Source organism: Sphaerospermopsis sp. FACHB-1194, assembly GCF_014696235.1.
In the GTDB taxonomy this organism is placed as follows: domain Bacteria; phylum Cyanobacteriota; class Cyanobacteriia; order Cyanobacteriales; family Nostocaceae; genus Sphaerospermopsis; species Sphaerospermopsis kisseleviana.
Map to the genome: position 1 here is coordinate 1 of NZ_JACJPU010000006.1, position 24,729 is coordinate 24,729.

At 37.0% G+C, this 24,729-nt stretch carries 10 protein-coding genes and 1 pseudogene; 9 read left to right on the forward strand and 2 right to left on the reverse strand.

Annotated elements, in window-relative coordinates:
• A partial coding sequence (locus H6F45_RS05270; protein WP_199301761.1) for a condensation domain-containing protein occupies positions 1-1,984 on the reverse strand: 1,984 nt, incomplete at its 3' end.
• Between the two features lie 1,183 nt (positions 1,985-3,167).
• On the opposite strand from H6F45_RS05270, the gene H6F45_RS05275 reads away from it, so the two are divergent.
• Positions 3,168-5,039 carry a patatin-like phospholipase family protein gene (locus tag H6F45_RS05275; RefSeq protein WP_190346669.1) on the forward strand — a complete coding sequence of 624 codons (1,872 nt, stop codon included), beginning with the start codon at positions 3,168-3,170 and terminating at the stop codon, positions 5,037-5,039.
• Between the two features lie 151 nt (positions 5,040-5,190).
• Here H6F45_RS05275 and H6F45_RS05280 read toward each other — a convergent pair whose 3' ends face one another.
• Entirely contained in the window at positions 5,191-6,561 is a 1,371-nt protein-coding gene (locus H6F45_RS05280; protein ID WP_190346670.1) for an AAA-like domain-containing protein, read from the reverse strand.
• 564 nt (positions 6,562-7,125) lie between these two features.
• Here H6F45_RS05280 and H6F45_RS05285 point away from each other — a divergent pair.
• The 8 genes and pseudogenes from H6F45_RS05285 (at position 7,126) to H6F45_RS05315 (ending at position 24,649) form a co-directional block, all read left to right on the forward strand.
• Positions 7,126-9,573 (forward strand): hypothetical protein, encoded by a 2,448-nt coding sequence (locus H6F45_RS05285; RefSeq protein ID WP_190346671.1) that lies wholly within the window; start codon positions 7,126-7,128, stop codon positions 9,571-9,573.
• 317 nt (positions 9,574-9,890) lie between these two features.
• Complete coding sequence (gene leuB, locus H6F45_RS05290) at positions 9,891-10,961, forward strand: 3-isopropylmalate dehydrogenase (protein WP_137666036.1); 1,071 nt, start codon at positions 9,891-9,893, stop codon at positions 10,959-10,961.
• Positions 10,962-11,142: 181 nt separating this feature from the next.
• Positions 11,143-11,292, forward strand: a pseudogene (locus tag H6F45_RS26375) (3-isopropylmalate dehydratase); the annotation flags it as partial.
• A 132-nt stretch (positions 11,293-11,424) separates the two neighbouring features.
• Entirely contained in the window at positions 11,425-12,702 is a 1,278-nt protein-coding gene (locus H6F45_RS05295; protein WP_242052560.1) for an aconitase/3-isopropylmalate dehydratase large subunit family protein, read from the forward strand.
• A gap of 305 nt (positions 12,703-13,007) precedes the next feature.
• On the forward strand, positions 13,008-13,418 hold the full coding sequence (locus H6F45_RS05300) for a hypothetical protein (protein ID WP_347237706.1): 411 nt from the start codon (positions 13,008-13,010) through the stop codon (positions 13,416-13,418).
• Positions 13,419-13,703: 285 nt separating this feature from the next.
• Positions 13,704-14,126 carry a hypothetical protein gene (locus tag H6F45_RS05305; protein ID WP_137666040.1) on the forward strand — a complete coding sequence of 141 codons (423 nt, stop codon included), beginning with the start codon at positions 13,704-13,706 and terminating at the stop codon, positions 14,124-14,126.
• A gap of 453 nt (positions 14,127-14,579) precedes the next feature.
• Positions 14,580-21,254 carry a non-ribosomal peptide synthetase gene (locus tag H6F45_RS05310; RefSeq protein ID WP_190346674.1) on the forward strand — a complete coding sequence of 2,225 codons (6,675 nt, stop codon included), beginning with the start codon at positions 14,580-14,582 and terminating at the stop codon, positions 21,252-21,254.
• A gap of 29 nt (positions 21,255-21,283) precedes the next feature.
• On the forward strand, positions 21,284-24,649 hold the full coding sequence (locus H6F45_RS05315; RefSeq protein ID WP_242052557.1) for an amino acid adenylation domain-containing protein: 3,366 nt from the start codon (positions 21,284-21,286) through the stop codon (positions 24,647-24,649).
• The last annotated feature ends 80 nt before the right edge of the window (positions 24,650-24,729 follow it).

Here is a 24,729-nt window from a genome sequence, read left to right on the forward strand (position 1 = left end):
CCCAGGTTAAACTTAAGTTGACTATGGCGCGATGCTCTATTGTTACTCCTTTGGGTTTTCCTGTTGAACCGGAGGTGTAAATTACGTAGGCTAAGTTTTCTGGTTGACTTTGATGATTGGGGTTTTCGGTTAATTCTAAGTTAAATGTGTTTACTTCGACTTCGCTCAGTACAAGTTGCTCTAAACAAATTACCTGACAAGGCTTTTCTCTATTGTCTAAGGGTAATTGATTTAATAGTGATTTTTGTGTTAACAGCACTGATACTTGAGCGTCTTCTAACATGAAGCTCAAGCGTTCAGTGGGATACTCTGGGTCTAGGGGTACATACGCTCCTCCTGCTTTGAGTATACCTAATAATCCAATTACCATTTCTAGGGAACGTTCTACACAAATCCCTACTAATGTCTCTGTTTTTACACCCAAAGATTGTAAGTGATGTGCTAACTGATTCGCCCGACTATTCAATTGCTGATAGGTGAGTTGTTCGTTTTCAAACACTACTGCTATTGCATCTGGTGTTTTCTCTACCTGTTCTTCAAATAACTGATGGATACATTTATCAACAGGATATTCAACTTGAGTATCATTCCACTCTGTTAATAGCTGGTGTTTTTCTGACTCAGTTAGTAGTGGTAATTGGGCAATAGACTCCTGGGGATTGGCTACTATGGATTCCAGTAGGGTGATAAAATTTCCCGCCATCCGCTCAATCGTCCTACTATCAAATAAGTCGCTGTTGTATTGCCAGCAAGGTTCTAACACTCCATTAGCTTCCCTTACCATTAAATTCAAATCTAAGTCTGCACCTCTTTGTCCAAGCAAGTATGGCTGCATTTGCAGCACTTGTTCTTGACTATCTAATGATTGTTCTGTTAGTTCACACCAACGTTGTCGTTGCCAAGTAAAACTAACTTGAGAGAAAGGAGAAAGGCTCGGATTACTTTGTGGCTGGAGTTTTTGTGCTAACAAAGCAAAAGGGTAATCTTGATGATATTGGGCTTTTTTTACTGTCTTGCTAACTTGAGCCAGAAATTCTTGGAATGTGGCATTTTCCTGGACTGCAACTCTTAAAACTGTCAGGTTCGCAAAATAACCAGCAATTTCTTTGAAGCTTCTACCCGTCCTCCCTCTCATTGGGCTGGATATGAGTATATCTGTTTGGTTGGTGTATCGGTAAAGTTGGATGTAAAATGCTGTGAGTAGAATCTGATAAAGGCTGGTTTTAGATGCTACAGCTAGATGGTTGAGTTTTTCAATTAACTGTTCATCTAGCTTGACTATGTATGATGCTCCTTGATAAGTCTTTACTGGGGGGCGCGGTTTGTCTGGGAGTAAATTCAGAATTGGCAATTCTCCAGCTAATTGTTGTTGCCAGTATTGCCACAGTTTTTGTCCCTGAGAACTAGATAGCATTTCTGATTGCCAGTGAATGAAGTCTGCATAAGATTTTTTTCCACTGACAGCATCTACTGTTTCTGTCTGTTCTTGACTAATTCCCTGATTTTCCCTGACATATAAGGTTCTAAATTCACTCAGTAGTAAATCAAAAGTCCACATATCACCAGCAATGTGGTGCATTGTCAACATGATAATGTGTTCTTCTGCTGAACGACTAAATAAATTAACTCTCAATACTGAATCTTGTTCTAAGTTAAAAGGGCTGTCAGCAATGGCATAGATTTTCTTTGCTAATTGTTCTTCACTCCACTCGCTGGCATCTATTACCTCAACACTAAAATTCTCTTGTTGATTAACTTGCTGTACCGGTTTACCTTCATAATTGGTATATGTGGTTCTCAGAATCGGGTGCTTTTCAATAATTTTTTGCCATACACGATTCACAACGGCAATATTTAAATCAGTACGAATTTTTGCGGTAATAAATATATTATAAGCAACGCTCTCTGGGGCAATTTGGTGGATCAACCACATTGCTTCTTGACCCGATGAAAGTGGATACATATTTTTAATACTTGTTGTCATAGTTACACTCAAATACAAAATTTTGCTAACTGATTTTTTAATGATTTAGGACTTACGCCAGGAACAACTAAATATGAGGTATGGGTTTCAGGCTTTCTAACGTAATTTTTCGTTGATTTTTGGGCGAACTGCTTGCAACAGCGCTTCGCTATGGCTATTTGTATAAACTTCATCCCCAAAAGCTTGAAACAACCAAATATTTTTCATGTATATCATGGTTAATTTGCACAGTGCGTAAATCCTATGATTTTTGCTATTTAAGCAAATTCTTAATCCAAGGTTTTATTAAGACTGATACTAGTATAATAAATCTGTTTATTATACATTATCTTGTGTCCTAGCCTTAACGCCGATTATAAGGTAAAACATTCATTTATTCTAACTTAAAATTAATGGTTTTTAAATTGGTTGGTAAAATTTATACTTACTAAGCAAACAGATAATCTCAGGTTTAGCAGTCAACTGCAAGAGCATTTTAAACATTTAAGCAGACAGTTAAGACTGTTAACTAGAAAATCCCATTTGAATCATAAAATAATTTTAACTTTTCAGAAATAAATAATTAATTATTTTAATTGATTAATCTTAATTAGGACTTACGCCAGGAACAACTAAATATGAGGTATGGGTTTCGGGCGTTTTAACGTGATTTTTTGATTATTTTTGATTGAGCCATAGCGAATCGCTGCTGCAAGCAGTTCGCTATTGATCGGAAGTTAATCGCCAAAAGCCTGAAACAACGGATTTTCGTTCATGCACATTGCACATCATGGTGAATTTGTACAGTGCGTAAGTCCTATTAATTTATTTTCTCTACAGGGATTTACACCCACAATTTAGTCTATTTACACTCTCATTCAAAATGTTATACTATCAATTAGAATTAGAATAATTGCCGGAATAGCCAAATTTAATCATGTTTTAATATTTAGTTAAGACGTAGTTTGTTTAGTTAGTTATGCCAGAGATTCAAGATAGTAGCGTCAAAACGTGGGATTTGTATAATACTGTAAATTTATGTAAATAAATAGCCAGATCAGCCCTATCAGTATTTTAATAAAAAAATCATAGCAAGTTATATTCTCTGTACTCCTCATGTACTATTACTAATTCGAGAGAAAAAATCTGCTCAAATGTTAACTATTTACCATTTTTAACCTAAATAATTGGAGAGAAAAATTCCGTGGAAAACAAAGTAATTGAACAATGGGTTTTAACCTTTGATGGACAAGATGATTACATAGATTTTGGCAAAAATGATCCTGATCCAGTTTTGTCTGAGGGGATTTCAGGTTTTACAGTTTCAGGATGGATTAATCCCCATTCTCTTACCAAAGAAGCTACTACTTATGGAACAAGAAATGTCTTTTTTGCCCGTTCTTCAGACAGATACAGTGATAATTTTGAAGTTGGTGTTGGTCCTACAGGAAATTTAGATATTTACATTGATGAAAAATTTAGCAAATTCATCAAAACTCTGGGTAATGGAGAATTAACCATTGGAGAATGGCACTTTTTCGCTATTGTTTTCAATCAAGGTGATATTACAGTATATCTTGATCATAATCAATACATAGAATATTTTACAGGTTCTACTTTAAATAAAGCCACAAGTCCGATCACTATGGGGGGAACTTTACACAATGATATATATTTTTCAGGACAATTAGCTCATATTAGTGTCTGGAATTGTGCTTGTAATCAGGAACAAATTAAAAACCTTCGTTCTGGGCTAATAGTTGGGGATGAAGAAGGATTAGTTGCTTATTGGAGATTAGATGAAGGGGAAGGAACAATTGTCAACAATCAAACTGCAAATATCTATCAGGGGAATTTGTTTGGCAATCCTAGTTGGGATTTAACACAAATTACATTTCTGGGAGAATCACCTGCGGAGGAAGAAACCAAAACTAACCAACCAGAAGCAACTTTTAATATCCAAACAGCACCTACATTATCTCAAGAACAATTAGCAGAAGATATCAATCAAACAGACCAGAAAAAATATAAAATACTTACCATTGATGGTGGTGGTATTCGTGGCATGATTCCTGCACTTTTATTAGCAGAAATTGAAAAACGCACACAAAAACCTATATTTAGTTTGTTTGATTTAATTGCTGGTACTTCCACTGGGGGAATTTTAGCACTGGGATTAACTAAACCCCGATTAAATACAGCAACTGCTGATAAATTAACCCAGGCTGAATACACTGCTGCGGACTTATCAGAACTATTTATTGAGTATGGAGTGGAAATATTTTATGAGCCATTATTTGAAAAAATACTTGGACCTTTAGAAGATATATTTTTACAGCCCAAATATGCTTCTACCAGCAGAGTAGAAATGCTCAAACAATATTTTGGTGATAGTCTGATAGAAAATAATTTAAAAGAAGTCTTTGTCACCAGTTATGATATTGAGCAACGCATCCCCATATTGTTTACTAACAAACGGGAAAAACAACAGATAGAATCTCAAAGATTTCGCAATTTATGTGCAGGATTTTCGCTTTTAGATGCAGCATTAGCCACCAGTGCTACTCCTACTTATTTTCCTCCCCATCGCATTACCACTGATCACAATAATAATGGTTTTTATACTTTAGTAGATGGGGGAGTTTTTGCGAATAATCCAGCCCAGTTAGCTATTGCCGAAGCAAAAATGAGTAGTAAACAAGAAGCAAATAGGGTTGTGGATACAAAAGATATCTTAATGGTTTCCTTGGGTACAGGTTCACTGACAAGTGTTTATCCTTATAATGAAGTCAAAAATTGGGGACTTTTGCAATGGGGAAGACCACTTTTAAATATTATGTTTGATGGTAGTAGTGAAGTTGTGGCTGGAGAATTAGAGCGTTTGTTTGCATCTAATAATCCAGAAACTACAAGTTATTATTATAGGTTTCAAACATTTTTAGATACAGAACTAGAAGAAATAGATAAGACAACTTTACGCAATATTCGTGAGCTAAAAATAGCCGCCCAGCAGATGATTAATCAAAATAGTCAAAAAATAGATGAATTGTGTAGTTTGTTGTTAGAGGATGTCTGAGAAGTATCAGGTTTTATCCAGATTCCCCCAAAAAATTAATCAAAGTTCCCCTTTTTAAGGGGAATAAAGGAGGATTTACAAGTGTTTTATGCAACACAAAAAAGTTTTCAGACATCCTCTGAGAGTAAACTAACTGCTTATGCAATGGGGACTAACAAACAATAGATAGTTGCTTGGTAAAATAAGCCCGATAAAGTTGGCAACGGGGTAATACGCGATCGCCATCAAAGGTAATTAATCCTAAACTTTCCAATTTATAAGCATGGATAGGATCAATAACAATGCTTTCCTTAGTGGTAACAACTTCAGTATATGTCCTAATTAAACCAGGATTAGCTAACAGTTTTACCCAATGTTTCTGCAAGTGATAGCGATAAATTCCACCATTGGCGATCGCCTCTTTGATCAAATCTGGTAAACTCATAGCCCCAGAGTGAATATAATACAAAGTAAGTTGTGTCAGTGCTGGATGACCACCAATAAGAGATATCAATTGTGCCGACTCCTTACCAGCAGTCCACCTTAGTCCATATCGTCTAGCTAATTCTTCTACGTGTTCCTGAGTAAATTCATGTAAACGGACAGGTAGTCCAATATTAAACGGAGAGTGATTAATATCTAAACAAAAATACTGTTCTGTTGAATAAGCAACTACTAACCTCAAATTTTTCCATAAATTATTTTGTCGTGATTCTTCGTACCAACAACGCAACAAAGCAAAAAATTCCTGAGCAACTTGAGGATATTCAATAAATTGTTCAGCTTCACTTAATACTAAAACTAGAGGATTATTAATTTGCTTGAGAATATAATGTTGGAAGTAAAGACTACAGATTAACTTATAACCCAAATCTTCATCCCAATGCTCATTAAGATTGGGAGCTATACCCAGTTTGATAGCAATTTGGCTACAAAAAGAACGTAAAAACTTATTTAAATCAGTGAAACAATCAGCATCTATCTGGGAAAAACTTAAATTTACAGTGCGATATCCTTGTAAATCTGCGAAAGCCAAAATACGTAGTATCAAAGAAGTTTTACCCATCTGTCCAGGAGCGAGAATTCTAATCACACAACCTGGTTGAGTCACCTCTCGATATATTAATTCTTCTATCGGTGGACGCTCAATATATAGGGGAGAATCTAACGGTATTGGTCCATCAGGATATGACCATAAGGACGGAATTTCTGTTCGTAAACAGATACTCTCTGATAGACAATCTAGTATTTTTGTTTCATTATCTTCCTTGAGGAAGATGTAATCTTCCTCATTAAGTTCTAAATTAAAAGTGTTAAAGCATAATTTTAAAGTTTTTTGGTCCACACCTTTATTAGCTGACCATAAGCGGCTAAGAGTTTTAGCAGAAAGCTTGGTTTGGTATGATAAATCCTCTAAAGAGAGGCGTTGTCCTTGGTTTTCTGTAATTTCCCAAGATGATATAGCATCTTGTAAGCGTTGTAGTCCTTGAGGAGATAAAAGGACACCGCGTCTCCTTTTTGCTTTATTTTCTGTTAAAACCATAATCCAAAAAATTGACTAAGTTGGTTAAAGTTAAATTTTATAAGTTTAAAGTTTTTAACAATAGTAGGACTTACGCAAGATAAGACTAAAAACCGGATTTTTCCGTAGGGGTAATGCATGAATTACTCCTAAGTTCATTCTGTTTTGCGTAAGTCCTGTATAATAAAAAATTACTCCATAGATATTTGTAATATGAAATTACCATATTTCGGAAATGCTTGGGAAATTATTCCCCTGGAAACAGGGAATAGGTAATAGTTGGATCTATCTGTCATCCGCAAATTTTCTGATTTCTCAGCCTCTACCCCAAGTAAATATGTCTTAGCGCAAATCATAATTGTCTTATACATCTTAGCGCATTTACTAAAATTAAAGCACATAGCAAAATGTCAGTTATGTAAGTCCTGTCTCAATCAAATCCTAATATTTCTATTTGATGATGAAAAGCGAGAAAATTATGAAAAATGCAAAACTCTCTATTCAGTAAATTCCACATCAATCATAACTGAACTATGGTAAAATACACTAATAGTCACTAGCTTTAATCTCCGTATACCTTAACTTATGTCTAATAGTCTTGATTTAGCAACCATTATCTTACCTGAAGATATCAAATTAAAACTAGAAGCTTTAGATGATGTAAAATTATTAACATCAAATTCAGAGACTTACATAGATTTTGATGATGATGTACAGATAGATTTAGATAAAATTTTTGACATTCATAGTCAAGTCAAATACATAAATGTGATCTTCGAGAGAATTATTACAGAAGTATTTGGTGGACATGAAATTATTATAATTAACCCAAAATGTAAAATATATAAAAATCCTCAAAACATAGAAATTTACGTACAGGGATTACTCAATAATCAAAATATAGAATTAGTTTTTAGCAAAAATACTACTTTAAAATATCAATTAAATGATGGATTTAGTTTTAGTAACCTAACAAATACAGTTCCGATCATCAGTAATTTAAATTTAGACAAAGCAGAGTTGATTATATCTAATGATGATCATAATTACCTTCATCAAGAACTAGGTAATATTAACTTAAGCAAAGGATTGAATTTTATTGGAGATATTGATTTACAAACCATTCCCAAAAATCTGAGTAAATTTATATACGAGTATTTAGAAATTAGTAATTTAGCAGGATTAATTAACATCAATTCCACAGGAAAAATATCTTTAACAGGTCATATTGCAGGACAAAGAAACTTATTTTCTCAACCACCATTGCAAGCAGATTTTAATAACTTACTACTCGAATTAAATATTGATTCTGATTTACAACCAAGATTTGGATTAACGGGAAATTTAACTCTTCAAGGTTATGATCCCAGTCAAGAAGATGAACCTAAACTATTTCTTGCAGGAAATCTCTCCCTCGAACCTGAATCTTTAACAGCATATTTTTGTCAGCAAGGTGAAAAAACCTGGCATAATCCCTATGGATTGAATGGAACAGAACTACGTAATCTCAGATTCCAAGGAGGAGGAACATATTTACCACCTTACTTTGATAACTTTGGTTTCATTGGTGATTTAAGATGGGAAGAAATAGACATAGAAGTAGCATTTCTGATAGATACTAATGATCCTCAAAGATTAGCATTAGTTTTAACTGTTAATCAACCCGTTAGTTTAATAGATTTGTGGCAAGGTCCAGTTACCTCTTTTATTGAAAAACAAGCAGGTTTTTCCACAGAATTAGTTAACAAAGCATTGTCCTTATTAGAAACCTTAGATAATTTGCAGATTGAATCAGTTGATGCAGACGCAGACGGAAAACGCAACCCATTGATTAAATATGTTCCCTTTCCGACAATCATTGCCGGTCAACCCATATCAGAAGGATTAGAAATTAATGGTAAAATCAACGCTTGGGGTCATGAAGCGATTTTACTTCTGGAAGGTAACATAAGTTTAAATAAAATTAGTGGTTCATTAAAAGTTTTTGAAATAGATTTAGGATTTGCCAAAATCACAGGAGCAGATGATAATAGTTTAGATTTAGCCTTAAAAGTTACACCCACAGAACAATATCTTCAGGGAGATGGTTATGTAGAATTACTTGGTAACCAAATTGCCAATGTAGAATTTGAAATTACTGCTACAAATGCGATCTTTAAAAACTTTGATTTAAATTTAGCTAATCTCATAAGTCTTGATGTTGATGATTTAATTATAGATATCAAAACTGGCTGCGGTAGTGGTTTTGGAAAAATTTCCCTCTTAGGTAATACCCTAGCAGGTATTAAGTTTGATATTAATCAAAACAGTATTAACATCAACCATCTGGAAATCAATTTACTTGGGTTTTTAAGTCTCAATATTCCCCTGTTAACAGTAAATTTAAATCAACAAATTGCCACAGGTGAAGCAGATATTACAGCCTTTAATCAAGCGTTAGGTAAGGGCAAATTATTATTTAACGTTCAAGATATTTTCATCAAAGATGTATTTCTGAATTTAGTGAATATTTTGCAATTGAATGTTCCCAAATTGAAAGTTGACTTAACCAAGAGAAAAGTTTCTGGTTTAGGGAATCTAACTATTTTAGGCAAAAAATTTACTGCATTAGGTATCATCTTGAATGAAAGAGGATTGAAAGCAAAAAATGATTTTGATTTCGGCATTTTAGCCTTCAATGGTGCTACAATTACCCTTGGTAAAGACAATCAAGGAAATATTAATAATTCAGCTAGTATTGTAGGTAATCTAAATTTTTTGGGTTCTAATATTGCCAACATTAACGCCAAAGTAAATAGTGAAAAATTAACTGCATCTGGTAGCTTTAATTTTGGGGATATTCTCATCCTCAAAGGAGTTAATAATCAGAAAAAAGCCACATTAATACTTAAAAAATCTCAGAATGGTCGTTATAATTCAGTGAGTATCATGGGCAGATTTTATTTGTTAAACCAAGAACTAACATCAGTGAAAATCAGTCAAAACAATGGTAAGATCAAGATTTTTGGAGTGTCTGTTAATGTCAAGAATTAATTAAAGGGGTTTGGAGCGTTCATAACCCTGCTATCACGCAAGCTCTCAAAAATCAAATGGGAGTTCCATATAAAATTATTTTATCATAATAGTATTAATTTTTGTAATTGATTATAAATAATCTTAACTGTCTTAACTGTCCTTGCATTCTCAGGAAAAGTCTGGGAAAAAAGAGGAGTGAATTAGTGTGAACCATTGTACACATATTTTTCTCAAATTTTATCAAACATGATGTTTCCAGTATTGTTATTGAGTAGGAGTTAAGCGTTGAAAATTTCAGCAGTGATCAATCCTCATCAACTAAAAAATCAGGGAAAATGAGGTCATTAAGCAATCAGTCTTATCGCATTGTTGCTATTCCTGGTGAAGGAATTGGTCTAGAGGTTGTAGAAGCTTCCTTAAAAGTTTTGCAGCAAGTAGCTAACCTAGAAAAATTTACCGTACAGGTAGATTATGGTTGGCTGGGTAAAACCGCCTTAGAAAAATTTGGTAGTTACTTTCCCCAAACTACGATAGAACTATGTAATGGATCTGATGGCATTGTCTTTGGTGCAGTTACCCAAGGTGGACTGCTAGAATTGCGAAAACATTATGACTTTTTTTGCAATCTACGTCCCATTACGATTGTTGATAGTTTGGTGCATAAATCTAGCTTACGTCCAGAGAAAATTAAAGGACTGGATATACTCGTCATTCGAGAATTAGTCAGTGGAATTTATTTTGGCTCTGCTGCACGTGGTTCAGATGAAAAAGGAGCTTATGGCTACCATACCATGCTCTATTACGATCATGAAATACGACGCATTGCTCGTCAAGCCTTGCAAAAAGCCCAACAACGCCGAGGAAAACTAACAGTAGCTCATAAAGAAAATGCCTTACCTAATTTGCCTTGGACTCGTTTAGTGCAAGAAGAAGCAACCGCATTTCCTGATGTTGTGGTCGAACCAATGTTAGTGGATAATTTAGCCATGCAAATGGTGATGAATCCCCAAAGATTTGATGTAATTTTAGCCAGTAATTTGTTTGGAGATATTCTTAGCGATATTGGCGGAGCATTAGTTGGTTCTCTAGGTTTATTAGGATCAGCCAGTCTCAATGCCGATGGATTTGGACTATACGAAGCAATTCACGGTACTGCACCAGATATAGCAGGTAAAGGAATTGCTAATCCTTTGGGAACTATTGGAGCTTGTGTTTTAATGCTAGAGCAGTGGGGGCAAAAAAAAGCTGCCCAGAAAATTGTAGCTGCACAAGATCGAGTTTTAGCTCAAGGATATCGGACGGCGGATTTATCTCCTCAAGGAGAAGAAATATTAGTCAATACCGAACAATTAATACAGCTTTTACTAGAAGAAATTTATAATTTACACAAGCTAGAACAAAATTGAGGAGTTGAGGTGCTGCATGAGTCCTATAAATAAAGAAGTAAATAACAAAGTTTTATATTTAGGGGATGATATTAATACAGATGATATTATTCCTGCCAATCGAGCCACAACTTATGATCCTGATATTTTAAAACAATATGCTTTAGAACATTTGATAGGAGTAGGAGAGTTATTAAAATATAATGTAATTGTCGCTGGAGAAAATTTTGGCTGTGGTTCTAGTCGAGAAATTGCCCCTGTTGCTTTGAAAGCTGCGGGAATTGAAAAAATTCAGGCAAAATCATTTGCAGAAATTTTTTATCGCAATAGTATCAATATTGGTTTAAATTTAGAAATTTTAGAGGAAACACAGGAAAATCCTGTAGTGGATGCGATCGCCCAAGTAGGTGGACTCATACCATTTAATCATCAACGTCGTCAGGGCAAAATTACCATTCCTCAAAGCGTAACTCCCCAAAGACCCATGACTTTAGTAGAAAAACTCCTTGCTAAAGCCTCTGGTAATGCTTACGTCCGTCCTGGAGAAGTGGTTTTTGCTCAAGTTGACTTAGCTTTATCCCATGATGCCGTAGCAGGACCAGTAGCCACAACATTTTATAAACACTACGGACAAGAAGCAAAATTGTGGGATGCTCAACGGGTAGTATTAGTAGCAGATCATTTTATCCAAGTTAATGACATTCGCAATGATCAAAAAGCCAATGTCATGTATCAGGAAATGGTAGACTTTGCCAAAGAGCAAGGATGTCATTTATTTGATATAGTTTCCCCCGGTGAAGCTGCTGGTATCTGTCACGTTTTACTACCAGAAAAAGGATTTGTCCGCCCAGGAATGATCATTGCTGGTACAGATTCCCATACTTGTACTTACGGAGCATTAGGAGCTTTTTCTACCGGTGTGGGGACTACAGACATGGCAAATATCTATGCTATGGGGGATATGTGGATTCGTGTTCCTCCCACATTGGTATTTGATTTATCTGGAACTCTACCCCCCCATATCAGTGCTAAGGATATTATCTTGTTTATCCTGGGACAAATCGGCTGTGCTGGTGGTACAAGCAAGGTCATGGAATTTAGAGGGTCAATACTCGAACAAATGCCTTATGATGAACGCTTGACCCTTGCTAATATGGCCATTGAGTGTGGAGCAATCTGTGGCTTAATTGTTCCCGATGACACAACCCGCGACTATGTTAGAAGTCGCTCTGATCAAGAATTTGAAGAATTTGTTGGCGATGCCGATGCTGAATATGAAAAAGTGTATAAATTTGACCTCAGTAACCTAGAGCCGCAAGTAGCCCGTCCTCCCAAACCAGATCAAGTAGTACCTATTAGCCAGATAGAAGAAACCCCCATTACCAAAGCCTTTATTGGCTCTTGTACAGGAGGTAAATTATACGACTTAGCCCAAGCAGCCGAAGTTTTACAGAATCACCGAGTCGCGGATGGTGTAAACTTGTTTATTGTTCCTGCCTCCGTAGAAATTCGGGAAAAAGCAGAAGCATTAGGATATATGGACATTTTTACCCAAGCAGGTGCAAAGATTCTCAAATCAGGTTGTGGTGCTTGTATCAATTCGGGACTTGGAGTTTTAAACAAAGAAGAAACGGGGGTTTATGCAACCAATCGTAATTTTAAAGGACGCAGTGGCGATCCTACAGGCAAAAATTATTTAGCCTCTCCTAGAACGGTGGCTATTTCTGCGGTAAAAGGCAAAATCAGCCATAATCTTGATTAATTCTTGATTGAAAAAAATCTGATGAAAACAGGACTTACGCAAAAGGGAACGAAAGTAGGGGTAATATCCTTCGGTAAGCAAGGTACATGAATTACCCCTAGGCAAGAATAAGGTTTTCAGTCACATCTTGCGTAAGTCCTAGAAAAATCAAATTTCTGAATCCAGATTTAATAAATTAAGGGGGTAAATTTTATCTAACTTAAAATTAGAACAAGTATCAAATCTGTTTGTGTGTCTACAATAACTCCAATTTCATAAAACTCAGAAAATTGAAAACAACAATATCAAAATGTTAGGTGATTACAGTGGATGAAATTGTGAAAAAACTTGCCGGTTTAGGTCTTCCGGGTATCATTATTTTAATTTTAGCAGTCGCATCAGCAGGTAGTAATGCTGCGATCGCAGCATTACTGACATCTGTAGGGGGACCTTTTGGTATAGTTGGCGGAATAGGGTTACTGGGTTTGGTAAAAGTTATAGGTGATCTGATTGCAGATTATGGAATTGAAGCTATTATCAAAGCCGTTTATTCAGAACGTAGCAAAACCGAAACTTTGCGATCGCTACTCTACGAAATTCAAAATTTACCAATTTGCCAGGAGCTAAAACTAAAATTGCAAGATCATCTAAAATCAGAAAGTAAAAAATATTTACCATCTCTAAGAACTGTAAATACATCATCTGTAAAAATAGAAAACAATCATTCTTTTAATTAAAATAAAGGATTATATCATTAGATACCAAAATCATATTTTAGCTTTCAATTCATCAGCGAATTGTTGGCTGTGATCAAATTACTGATTTTTAGTGTTTACTGACCAATTATTGAATTGACGATTTGTATAGATTGAGGTTGAATAGGAAAGAGAATGTTAAAAACTATCTGGATTTACTCTCAAGAGACACTCTAGATAATTCAATCTCATGCCACCAAGCAAATTTTAACTAACAATTAACCAACAATTAACCAACAAGATTAAGGACTGTAGGTGATAAAAATGATGGACGAAATCGTAAGAAAACTAGCTGGTCTAGGTCTTCCTGGCATAATTCTTGTAGTTATGGCAATATCATACTCAGGTAGTAATGCTGCTATTGTAGCGGCGCTCACAGCAGTAGGGGGACCCTTTGGCATCCTGGGAGGTATAGGTTTACTGGGGTTAGTAGGAGCAGTAGGAGACCTGATAGGAGATTTTGGTTTTGAAGCTATTCTCAAAGCAGTTTATTCAGAAAGGACTAAAAACGAATCTATCAGGGCGCTCGTCAAAGAAATCAATGATTTACCCATTTCCGACGAGCTAAAAACCAAATTAACAACTCACGTAGAATCAGAAGCTAATACAGCGACAGAAGCAGAAGTAGTTGAAGAACCAAGAACCGTAGAAATTGTAGATGAGGATGAAGAAGTAGCAGTAGAAGCATAATTTAATCCTGAAATTTGGTGACATTCTTAAATAAATGCCACTAAATAAAGGTGTGTTTTAAATTTCTACCTTGGTAAAAAAATCGCACCAAAATTAGAGATAATATGAAAATGGCCTCTGAGTTAGATTACACCTTATTAATACCTCAAAGGCCATTTCTCTAAAAATCAAATCTAAGGGAGCATACCATACCAAATGTGCAAGTTTATTTTATTTGATTGAACCGTAAAGAACGCAAAGTACACAAAGGTAAGAGGGTTTCAGAGAGTTGTTGGTGTAGCGGCGTTTATTTTTCCAAAGTTGGGATGCTCCCAAATCTAACAATAAAAAAAAGTCATGTTTTTGAGAAAATCTCAACATGATAGCCAATCATTAAGATAATAAAAATCATCAAAACAACAAATAATCATTTGTTATTCCCTGAATAAAACTATCAATTTATATACAAAGGTCATGGAAGAAATGGTGATTAACTCTAATAGTTCTCTTGAGAATTTGCCCGGTTTAACTGAGCAAGAAAAACAGCAAATATTGGTGGAATGGAATAATACTAGAGTAGATTATCCTCAACACTTGTGCATCCATGAATTATTTGTAGCACAAGTAGAAAAAACCCCAGATAATATCGCTGTTGTTTTTGATGGGCAAAAACTTACATATCAAGAGTTGAATCACCAAGCCAATAAAGTAGCTCATTATTTACAATCTTTAGGTGTAGGAACAGAAGTTTTAGTAGGGATTTCTGTGGAACGTTCCCTAGAAATGATCATTGGCTTACTGGGTATTCTCAAAGCAGGTGCAGTATATCTACCACTAGATCCCACCTATCCCAAAGAACGGATATCCTTCATGCTCTCAGATTCCCAAGTGCAAGTGCTGTTAACACAGCAAAAATTTGTGGAAAGCTTTGCGGAAAGTGGAGTAAAAACAGTTTGTTTAGATCAAGATTGGGAATTAATCGATCGCCAAAATTCGGAAAATCCTACCAGCAATGTCACAGCAGAAAATCTCGCTTATGTGATTTATACATCTGGTTCTACAGGCACACCAAAAGGAGTTGCTGTACCCCATAGGGCTGTAAATCGCTTAGTATGTAATACCAATTATGTACAGTTTACAACCACTGACCGCACTGCCCAAGCTTCCAATACTTCATTTGATGCAGCCACCTTTGAAATTTGGGGAACTCTATTACATGGAGCTACCTTAGTCGGTGTACCGCAAAACGTTCTCCTTTCACCCTTGGATTTTGCTGATTACATCAGTGAACAAAAAATTAACATCTTATTTTTAACCACTGCCTTATTTAATCAATTAGCTAACATTGTTCCCCAGGCATTTAAAGACCTGCGATACTTATTATTTGGGGGTGAAGCTGTAGATCCGAAAACAGTTAGAGCAGTTTTGAAAAATGGCGCACCCCAGAATTTATTGCACGTTTATGGACCGACTGAAAGTACAACATACTCCTGTTTTTATCCAGTAGAAGATGTACCAGAAGGCGCAACAACATTACCCATTGGTCGCCCCATATCTAATACACAAATATATATACTAAACGAGCAACTACAACCTGTTCCCGTAGGTACTCCAGGGGAAATCTATATTGGTGGTGATGGTTTAGCGCGAGGCTACTTGAACCGTCCAGAATTAACTGAAGAAAGATTTATTTCTCATCCGTTTCATAATCCAAAATCTAAAATCCAAAATCCAAAATTGTATAAAACTGGGGATTTGGCGCGTTATTTACCAGACGGTAATATTGAATTTGTGGGGCGAGTTGATAATCAAGTTAAGATTCGCGGTTTTCGGATTGAACTAGGAGAAGTTGAAGCAGCTTTAAGTCAACACCCAGATATAAAACAAGCAGTAGTAATTGTTCGGGAAGATGTTCCTGGTGATAAACGGTTAGTTGCTTATGTTGTATCCGATCAAAAATCCCCAGTCACCGCCACAACCTTAAAAAGCTTCCTCGAAGACAAGCTACCCGCTTACATGATTCCAGGCGCTTGGATGGTGCTGCACTCCTTACCCTTGACCCCCAATGGTAAAGTTGATCGTCGTATTCTCCCAGCCCCTGCTCGTACACGCCCCGATTTAGAAGCAGCTTTTGTTGCACCCCGTAACTCTGTTGAAGAACAGTTAGCGACTCTCTGGACTCAGTTATTAGGACTGGATGTAGTGGGAGTCAATGATAACTTTTTCTGTTTGGGTGGTCATTCCCTGATTGTGACGCAAATGATTTCTCGGGCGCGGGAAATTTTCTCAGTCAATATATCTTTTGCCCAAGTATTTGCCAACCCCACCATAGCTGCTGTAGCCGAACTCATTGCCCAAGGTGGTGAAGAAATCCAATGGGAACGCCCCACCATTCAACACATTGCCCATGAAGGACTTGTACCAGTTTCCTTTTCCCAAGAGCGGATTTACTTTGTCCATAAATTAGCACCAGAAAACAGTGCCTACCAATTCCAGGCCACAATGGACATTAGAGGCAAACTGGATTTTGAAGCTCTAAAACGTTCTCTAGATGAGATTGTCAGACGGCATGAAATCTTCCGTACAACTTATCAAGAGGTGAATGGTAGGCTGTATCAAGTAATTCACCCACATCCAGGAGCCGCTTTTAGAGTCGTTGATCTGCGGCACATTCCTGAACCTGAACGACAAATAGAAGCACAAAAGTTAGTAGAGGCAGAACTGCTCACACACTTAGACCTAACCCAACTACCTATAGTGCAATGGGCAGTATTTCAGTTGAGCGACCAGGATTATATATTGACCCATGTGGAGCATCACATGGCCCATGATGGCTGGTCATTTAACGTCTTTTTAAGTGAGTTGGTAGCACTGTATGAAGCTTTCTGGGCGGGTAAACCTTCCCCATTACCGGAATTAAGTTATCAGTTTGCTGACTTTGCCACCTGGCAGCGTGAATGGGCGAAAACTCCAGAAGCTCAAGCGCAGTTAGTGTATTGGCAACAACAGTTAGCAGGGATGCCTCCGTTGTTGGAATTACCTTACGATCGCCCACGTCCCAAAGAGCAAACCTATAATGGCGAACACGCGCGGAAGGAATTGCCCGTTGATTTGTGCGAATCCCTGAGAGCTTTCAGTCATCAGCAAGGTGCAACCTTATTTATGACGATGTTGGAGGCTTTCATCATCCAGTTGCACCGCTACATTGGCCAAGATGATATTTTTATCGGTTCTGCGGTTGCCAATCGTCGGATGCACCAGATCGAGAAGATCATGGGTATGGTTGTCAATAACTTGGTTTTACGTACCGACGTTTCCGGAAATCCCACAGTGCGGGAATTACTTGATCGGGTGCGCCAAATGACAATGGAAGCTTACGCTAACGAAGATGTCCCCTTTGATAAAGTGGTAGAAGCGGTCAAACCAGTTCGCAACTTGAGCCATAATCCGCTGTTTCAGGTGATGTTTAGTTTCCATAACTCTGCCAAGCCTTATTTGAAATTCCCAGGCTTTGACTTCATCCTGCATGAACCTGCTAGTAACAAATCTGCCAAGTTTGATCTTGATTTCTTAGTTATCCCCCGGTTTGAACAAAGTGTACAGTACGGTGCAAAAACGGGAGCAAAAGGGATTACTCTGGATTTGGAATATAACAGCGACTTGTTTGATGCTGAAAGCATGGCAGCGATGCTAGAGCAATATGAACAGGTGTTAATTGAGATGGTAGCGAACCCAGATCAACAAATTGGACAAATACCTCTAATTACCGCATCACAACAAAAACGATTAGGGGAATGGAATCAAACAAACCGGGAAACTACACAGAGTCAGTGTATCCATAAGTTATTTGAACTGCAAGTAGAATTAACACCGGATGCCGTAGCTGTAGAACAGGATGGTAAAAAATTAACTTACCGAGAATTGAGCGATCGCGCTAACAAAATCGCCCACTATCTGCAAAGTTTAGGAGTTAAACCAGAAACCTTGGTAGGTATTTGTGTTGATCGTTCCCTAGAAATGATTGCTGGTTTATTGGGTATTCTCAAAGCTGGTGGTACTTACGTTCCCATTGATCCTGCTTATCCCCAAGAACGCATAGCGGAGATTATCACAGATACCCAACTCGGTATTTTACTTACACAAAATAGATATTTCGGTGAGGGAAGTCGAACCGTCCAGGAAAAACTGGCAGGTTATAGCGGACAAACCATTTATTTAGATACAGATTGGGCGAAAATCGCTACCCAAAGTACAGCTAACCCAGTTAGTGATGTTCAGCTAAATAACCTGGCTTATATTATCTATACCTCCGGTTCTACGGGTAAACCCAAGGGGGTAATGATTGAACATCGTTCAATGTTGAACTTTATCACCACTGCCATTGATGAGTATGGTATCAATGCTCAAGATAAGGTTCTACAATTTGCCTCTGTTTGCTTCGATACATCCATAGAAGAAATCTTCCCCTGTCTTGCTGTTGGTGCAACCTTAGTGTTACGCACTGAAGAAATGCTCAACTCCAGCGATGATTTTTGGCGGTGTTGTCAAAAATGGCAGTTAACAGTTTTGGACTTACCCACAGCATACTGGCATCAATTAGTAACAGAACTGCAACCCCAAAACTCACCCATTCCTGGAAGTTTGAGAACTGTAATTATTGGTGGTGAAGAAGTACAACTAGAAAAAGTGCAACATTGGCATAATTGCACAGCGCACACTTCGACTTCGCTCAGTGACCATCTTTCCCCAGCACCCCAATTATTTAACAGCTACGGACCCACAGAAGCAACGGTAGTAACTACCTTAGAACGCCTCACCCCGGAAAATCGGTTCGACTTCGCTCACCGCACGACTTCTGTGAGCATTGGTAAACCCATTAGTAATGCCCAAGTTTACGTTTTAGATCAATATCAGCAACCTGTACCTATAGGAGTTCCAGGAGAATTACACATTGGGGGAGCAGGACTAGCTAGGGGATATTGGCAACGTCCTGAACTCACAGCAGAGAAATTTATTGAGAAGGCAGGAAGCAGGGGGCAGGAGGCAGAAGGGAATAACAGATTATATAAAACTGGGGATTTAGTCAGATTTAGAAGAGATGGCAATTTAGAATACCTGGGACGAGTTGATAATCAGGTAAAAATTCGCGGTTTCCGCATTGAGTTGGGAGAAATTGAGACAGTATTAAGACAACATCCCCAAGTATCCCAAGCGGTTGTTATTGCCCATCAAGAAATTACTGGACAAAAGCGATTGGTGGCTTATTTCGTACCCCAAGCACCACAACCAACAATTGACGAACTGCGCCAGTTTCTTAAACAGAAATTACCGAATTACATGATCCCGGCGGCGTTCATGGTGTTAGATAGCATACCCATGACCTCTAACCAAAAGGTAGATTATCGGGCTTTACCAACACCGGATTTTTCTCGCAGTGATGAAGATAAATTTGCAGCACCACGCACATTAATAGAAGAGAAATTAGTGGCGATTTGGTCAGAAGTGCTGAGAATAGAAAACGTTGGCATTCACGATAATTATTTTGAATTGGGTGGAGATTCAATTCTCAGTATTCAGCTAGTTTCTAAAGCGAATCAGGCGGGTATTCAAATTGCCGCTAAACAGTTATTTAGGTATCAAACCATTGCGGAGTTAGCGACTGTAGCGGGTATGACTCGCCAAATCAACGCCGAACAAGGTTTAGTAACTGGTAAAGTTGGGTTAACACCGATTCAAAAATGGTTTTTTGAGCAGAAATTACCAGAAATCAATTACTTTAACCAGTCAGCCTTGTTAGAAGTTCCTGCTGATTTGCAACCTGAATTATTGCAGGAAGTGGTACAAAAACTTTTGGTACATCATGATGCTTTGCGAACTGCTTACAGCAGCGCTTCGCTATCGCAATTTGTCCAGGAAAGCGAAAACTGGCAGCAAATCCACACCGATGTCAAAGAAACAGTACCATTAAGTATCTTTGATTTATCGCACCTGTCAGCAGCAGAACAGGAAACAGCGATGAAAGCTAAGGATGCAGAACTGCAAGCTAGTTTGGATTTAGCGAAGGGAGAAATTGCCAAAGTTGCATTATTTCAATTAGGCAAGGATCGCCCCAGTTGTTTACTTTTCGTCATTCATCACTTAGCTGTTGATGGTGTGTCTTGGAGGATTTTATTGGAAGATTTAGCCACAGCTTACCAACAAATGAGCCGGGGTCAGATGATAAAATTACCAGAGAAAACAACATCTTGGAAATATTGGAGCGATCGCTTAACAGAATATGCTCAAAACCAAGCTGTCAAAGAGTTAGATTACTGGGTAAATCAATCTAATATTTCCACCAAACCTTTACCAATAGACTATGCTGCATCTGAAGAAAATAATACTCTAGCCTCAACTGCATCTGTGTCATTGGCCTTAAATGAAGAACAAACCCGCGCCCTATTACAAGATGTACCTGCTGCTTACAATACCCAAATTAATGATGTTTTATTAACAGCTTTAGTACAGAGTTTTGCCAATTGGACAGGAGAAAATTCTTTACTAATTGATTTAGAAGGACATGGAAGGGAAGACTTATTTGAAGATGTAGACCTTTCTAGAACTGTAGGTTGGTTTACCACATTATTTCCTGTGGGTTTAGAAATCACAGAAAATCAACCAGGGGAAGCATTAAAATCAGTCAAAGAACAACTGAGAAGCATTCCCAACCGGGGGATAGGTTATGGTGTATTGCGATATTTAAACACAGACACCAGCATCCGCGAAAAATTAGCTTCCCTCCCATCAGCGCAAGTTAGTTTTAACTACCTTGGACAATTTGATCAAGTTCTGAAAGCATCATCAGTTTTAGGTGAAGCTAAAGAATTTAAATCAGAACAAAGTGGATTAAATCGTCGTAGTCACCTATTAGGAATTAGCGGTTTTATTCGGGCTGGAAAACTAGAAATGACTTGGGCATATAGTGATAAAATTCACAAGCGGGAGACTATTGAAAGGTTAGCTTCAGGATTCATGGAAGCATTAACAAACCTCATACATCACTGTCAATCAAAAGACGAGCAAAGCTATACCCCATCTGACTTTTCAGCAGCTAAACTCAATCAAAAACAGCTAGATAAATTCCTAGCCAAACTCAACAAGAAGAAATAAATAGGTAATGGGTAATGGGTAATTGGTAATTGGTTAATTCTTTCCAAGTCCCCAGTCCCCAGCGATGCACTGAGCTTGTCGAAGTGTCCCCAGTCCCCAGTCCCCAATCACCAACTCAGAGGAAATGTATGCAAAGTATCGAAGACCTTTATGAACTTTCACCCATGCAACAAGGGATGTTGTTTCATACCCTTTATGCACCAGAATCAGAAGTTTATTTTGAGCAGTTACTTTGTATACTTTCTGGGGAATTGAATTTTGCTGCATTCCAAAAAGCATGGGAACAAATTGTAGCCAGACATTCAATATTACGCAGTTCTTTCTTTTGGGAAGAAATAGAAAAACCCTTGCAAATGGTGAGTAAGCAAGTGGATCTTCCCTGGGAAAAATTAGATTGGCGACATTTAACAACTGATGAACAACAAGAGAAGTTAGAGGAGTTTCTCAAGAGCGATCGCCATAAGGGATTTGACCTCAATCAAGCTCCTTTAATGCGGTTTACCATCATTCAATTAACTGAGAACACCTATCAATTTATTTGGAGTCATCACCATATATTATTTGATGGTTGGTCAATGCAAATTATCATCAAAGAAGTTTTAGCTTTTTATGAAGCAAATCAACGGGGTGAATATTTAAGATTGTCACCAGTTCGACCTTATAAAGAATATATTGAATGGTTACAACAACAGGATCTTGAAAAAGCTAAACAATTTTGGCAACAAACATTAACAGGTTTTGAAACACCTACCTTAATAGGGAACAGGGAACTCTTAACAGGGAACAGAAGCAAAGGAATATATCAAGAAAAACGTTTTCAATTATCTCAAACGGTAACTGAAAAATTGCAAAATGCAGCACGACAACATCATTTAACATTAAATAATTTAGTACAGGGAGCATGGGGTTTATTAATTTCCTGCTATAGTTCGACTTCGCTCACTATAAACAGTGGCGAAAAAGATGTAGTTTTTGGAGCAACTGTATCCGGTCGTCAACCTGTAATAGACAAAATAGAATCAATGGTGGGATTATTAATTAACACCATTCCCACCCGGGTAAAAATTGATCATCAAAAACAAATATTATCTTGGCTGCAAGAATTACAAACTCAAGCAATAGAACAAGAACAATATAGTTATTTCCCCCTGGCAGAAATTCAAAAAGTAAGTGATATTCTCCCAGGGATGCCATTATTTGAAAGTCTGTTAGTCTTTGAAAATTATCCCGTAGATTCCAGTAAACAAGACAAGGAAAAAACCTTAGATATTAGTCATCTGAGTTGTTTTGAAAGAACAAACTACCCATTAACAATAGTCATTAACCCTGGTTCACATTTAGGAGGTAGATTTGTTTATGATACTAGATCCTTTGATGAAACAACATTAGTCCGCATGATTGGACATTTCCAAACATTGCTAACAAGGTTTGCAGAAAACTTACAACAAAATATTTCACAAATATCTTTACTCAGTGCAGCAGAAGAACAAGAATTAATAATTTTAGAAAATCATCTAGAGAATCATCAAAATCAAGAAAATATTAATTATCAATGTGTTCATGTTTTATTTGAAGAACAGGTTGAAAAAACACCTGATAATATTGCAGTTGTTTATAAACAAGAAAATTTAACTTATCGAGAATTAAATAACCGTGCTAATCAATTAGCCCATCATTTAAAATCATTAGGAGTTAAACCAGAAACTAGGGTAGGAATTTGTGTTGAACGTTCCCCAGAAATGGTAATCGGAATACTCGCCATTCTCAAAGCTGGAGGTGCTTATGTACCATTAGATCCAGCTTATCCTATAGAAAGATTAGCTTTAATGCTGGAAGATGTACAAACACCCATCTTACTAACACAAACTCATCTACAAAATAGACTCCCACGAAATCAGCAAACAGTGGTGAATCTTGATACAGATAGGGAAATTATCGCCCAATATTCAGCAGATAATTTACCCTGTGAAGTTACTCCAGAAAATTTAGCTTATATCATTTATACATCAGGTTCAACAGGAACACCAAAAGGAACAGAAGTTCCCCATCGTAGCTTTATAGGTTTCATGTTTGGTGTTGATTATATTCACCTTGATGAAAACCAGATTTGGCTACAACATTCATCTGTTTCTTGGGATGGACTCACCCTAGAAATGTGGCCACCATTGCTTTATGGTGGACGTTGTGTACTTTATCCAGAAAAAATTCCTACAGCAGAAAAATTAACCCAAATTATTCAAGAACAAAAAGTTAACACTCTTTGGTTAACTTCCGCTTTATTCAATATGATGATTGATACAATGCCACAAGGTTTATTAGGCATTAAACAACTGCTTATTGGTGGAGAATCTTTGTCTATAAATCATGTGCGTCTTGCTTTAGAACTATTACCAGAAACTAAAATCATCAACGGTTATGGTCCTTCAGAATGTACAGTATTTACCTGTTGTTATCCCATTCCTGAAAAACTAACTGAAAATTTCAAATCTATTCCCATTGGTAAACCCATTGGAGACAGAACAGTTTATATATTAGATACTCATTTACATAGAGTTCCTATTGGTGTTCCGGGTGAACTATATATAGGTGGTGCGAGTGTTGCTAGAGGTTACTTAAATCAACCCAAATTAACCAGAGAAAGATTTATTTCTAATCCTTTTATTGCAGGAGATACCCTATATAAAACTGGAGATTTAGTTCGGCGTTTACCTGATGGGAATATAGAATTTATTGGACGAATTGATACACAGGTAAAACTGCGTGGTTTTAGAATTGAATTAGCAGAAATTGAAGCAGTTTTAAATCAACATCCTGACATTCAACAAGTTGTAGTAATGGCGCGGGAAGATGAACCAGGTAAGAAATTATTAGTAGCTTATTTGGTAGCACAGGATAATGTACCAACTCCCAGCAGTTTGAGAAACTTTCTCAAATCAAAACTGCCAGATTACATGATTCCTGCTGCTTTCGTAATTTTAGAGAATTTACCCTTAACTCCTAATGGTAAAATCAATCGTCGTGCTTTGCCAGTTCCTGATACTTCTCAAAGAAATCTAGAAGTTGATTTTGTTCCACCTAGCACTGATACAGAACAAGAATTAGCAGATATTTGGAAAGAAGTTCTGAAATTAAAACAAGTGGGAATTAACGATAACTTCTTTGAATTAGGAGGACATTCCTTACTAGCTACTCAAGCAATTTCTCGTTTAAGAGAAGTCTTTGCTGTAGATTTCCCTCTGCGTTACTTATTTGAAAATCCCACTATTGCCGAACTTGCCCAAAAAGTCATAGAACAACAAATTGAGCAAGCAGAAAATGATGAACTAGCCAGTATTTTAGCAGAAGTAGATCAATTATCAGAAGAGGAGGTGACACAACAACTACTTATAGATTAATAGAAAAATAACCTTCTAAATATTCATCTTTTGTCTACTCTCTCCGTGTCCTTTGCTTCTCTGTGGTGCGATAAAAAATA

What these genes read in the sequence shown, in the direction of transcription:
- H6F45_RS05280 (WP_190346670.1), bottom strand. Translation starts at nt 6,561, where the DNA reads ATGGTTTTAACAGAAAATAAAGCAAAAAGGAGACGCGGTGTCCTTTTA.
- H6F45_RS05285 (WP_190346671.1), top strand. Translation starts at nt 7,126, where the DNA reads ATGTCTAATAGTCTTGATTTAGCAACCATTATCTTACCTGAAGATATC.
- leuB (WP_137666036.1), top strand. Translation starts at nt 9,891, where the DNA reads ATGAGGTCATTAAGCAATCAGTCTTATCGCATTGTTGCTATTCCTGGT.
- H6F45_RS05295 (WP_242052560.1), top strand. Translation starts at nt 11,425, where the DNA reads ATGACTTTAGTAGAAAAACTCCTTGCTAAAGCCTCTGGTAATGCTTAC.
- H6F45_RS05305 (WP_137666040.1), top strand. Translation starts at nt 13,704, where the DNA reads ATGGACGAAATCGTAAGAAAACTAGCTGGTCTAGGTCTTCCTGGCATA.
- H6F45_RS05310 (WP_190346674.1), top strand. Translation starts at nt 14,580, where the DNA reads ATGGAAGAAATGGTGATTAACTCTAATAGTTCTCTTGAGAATTTGCCC.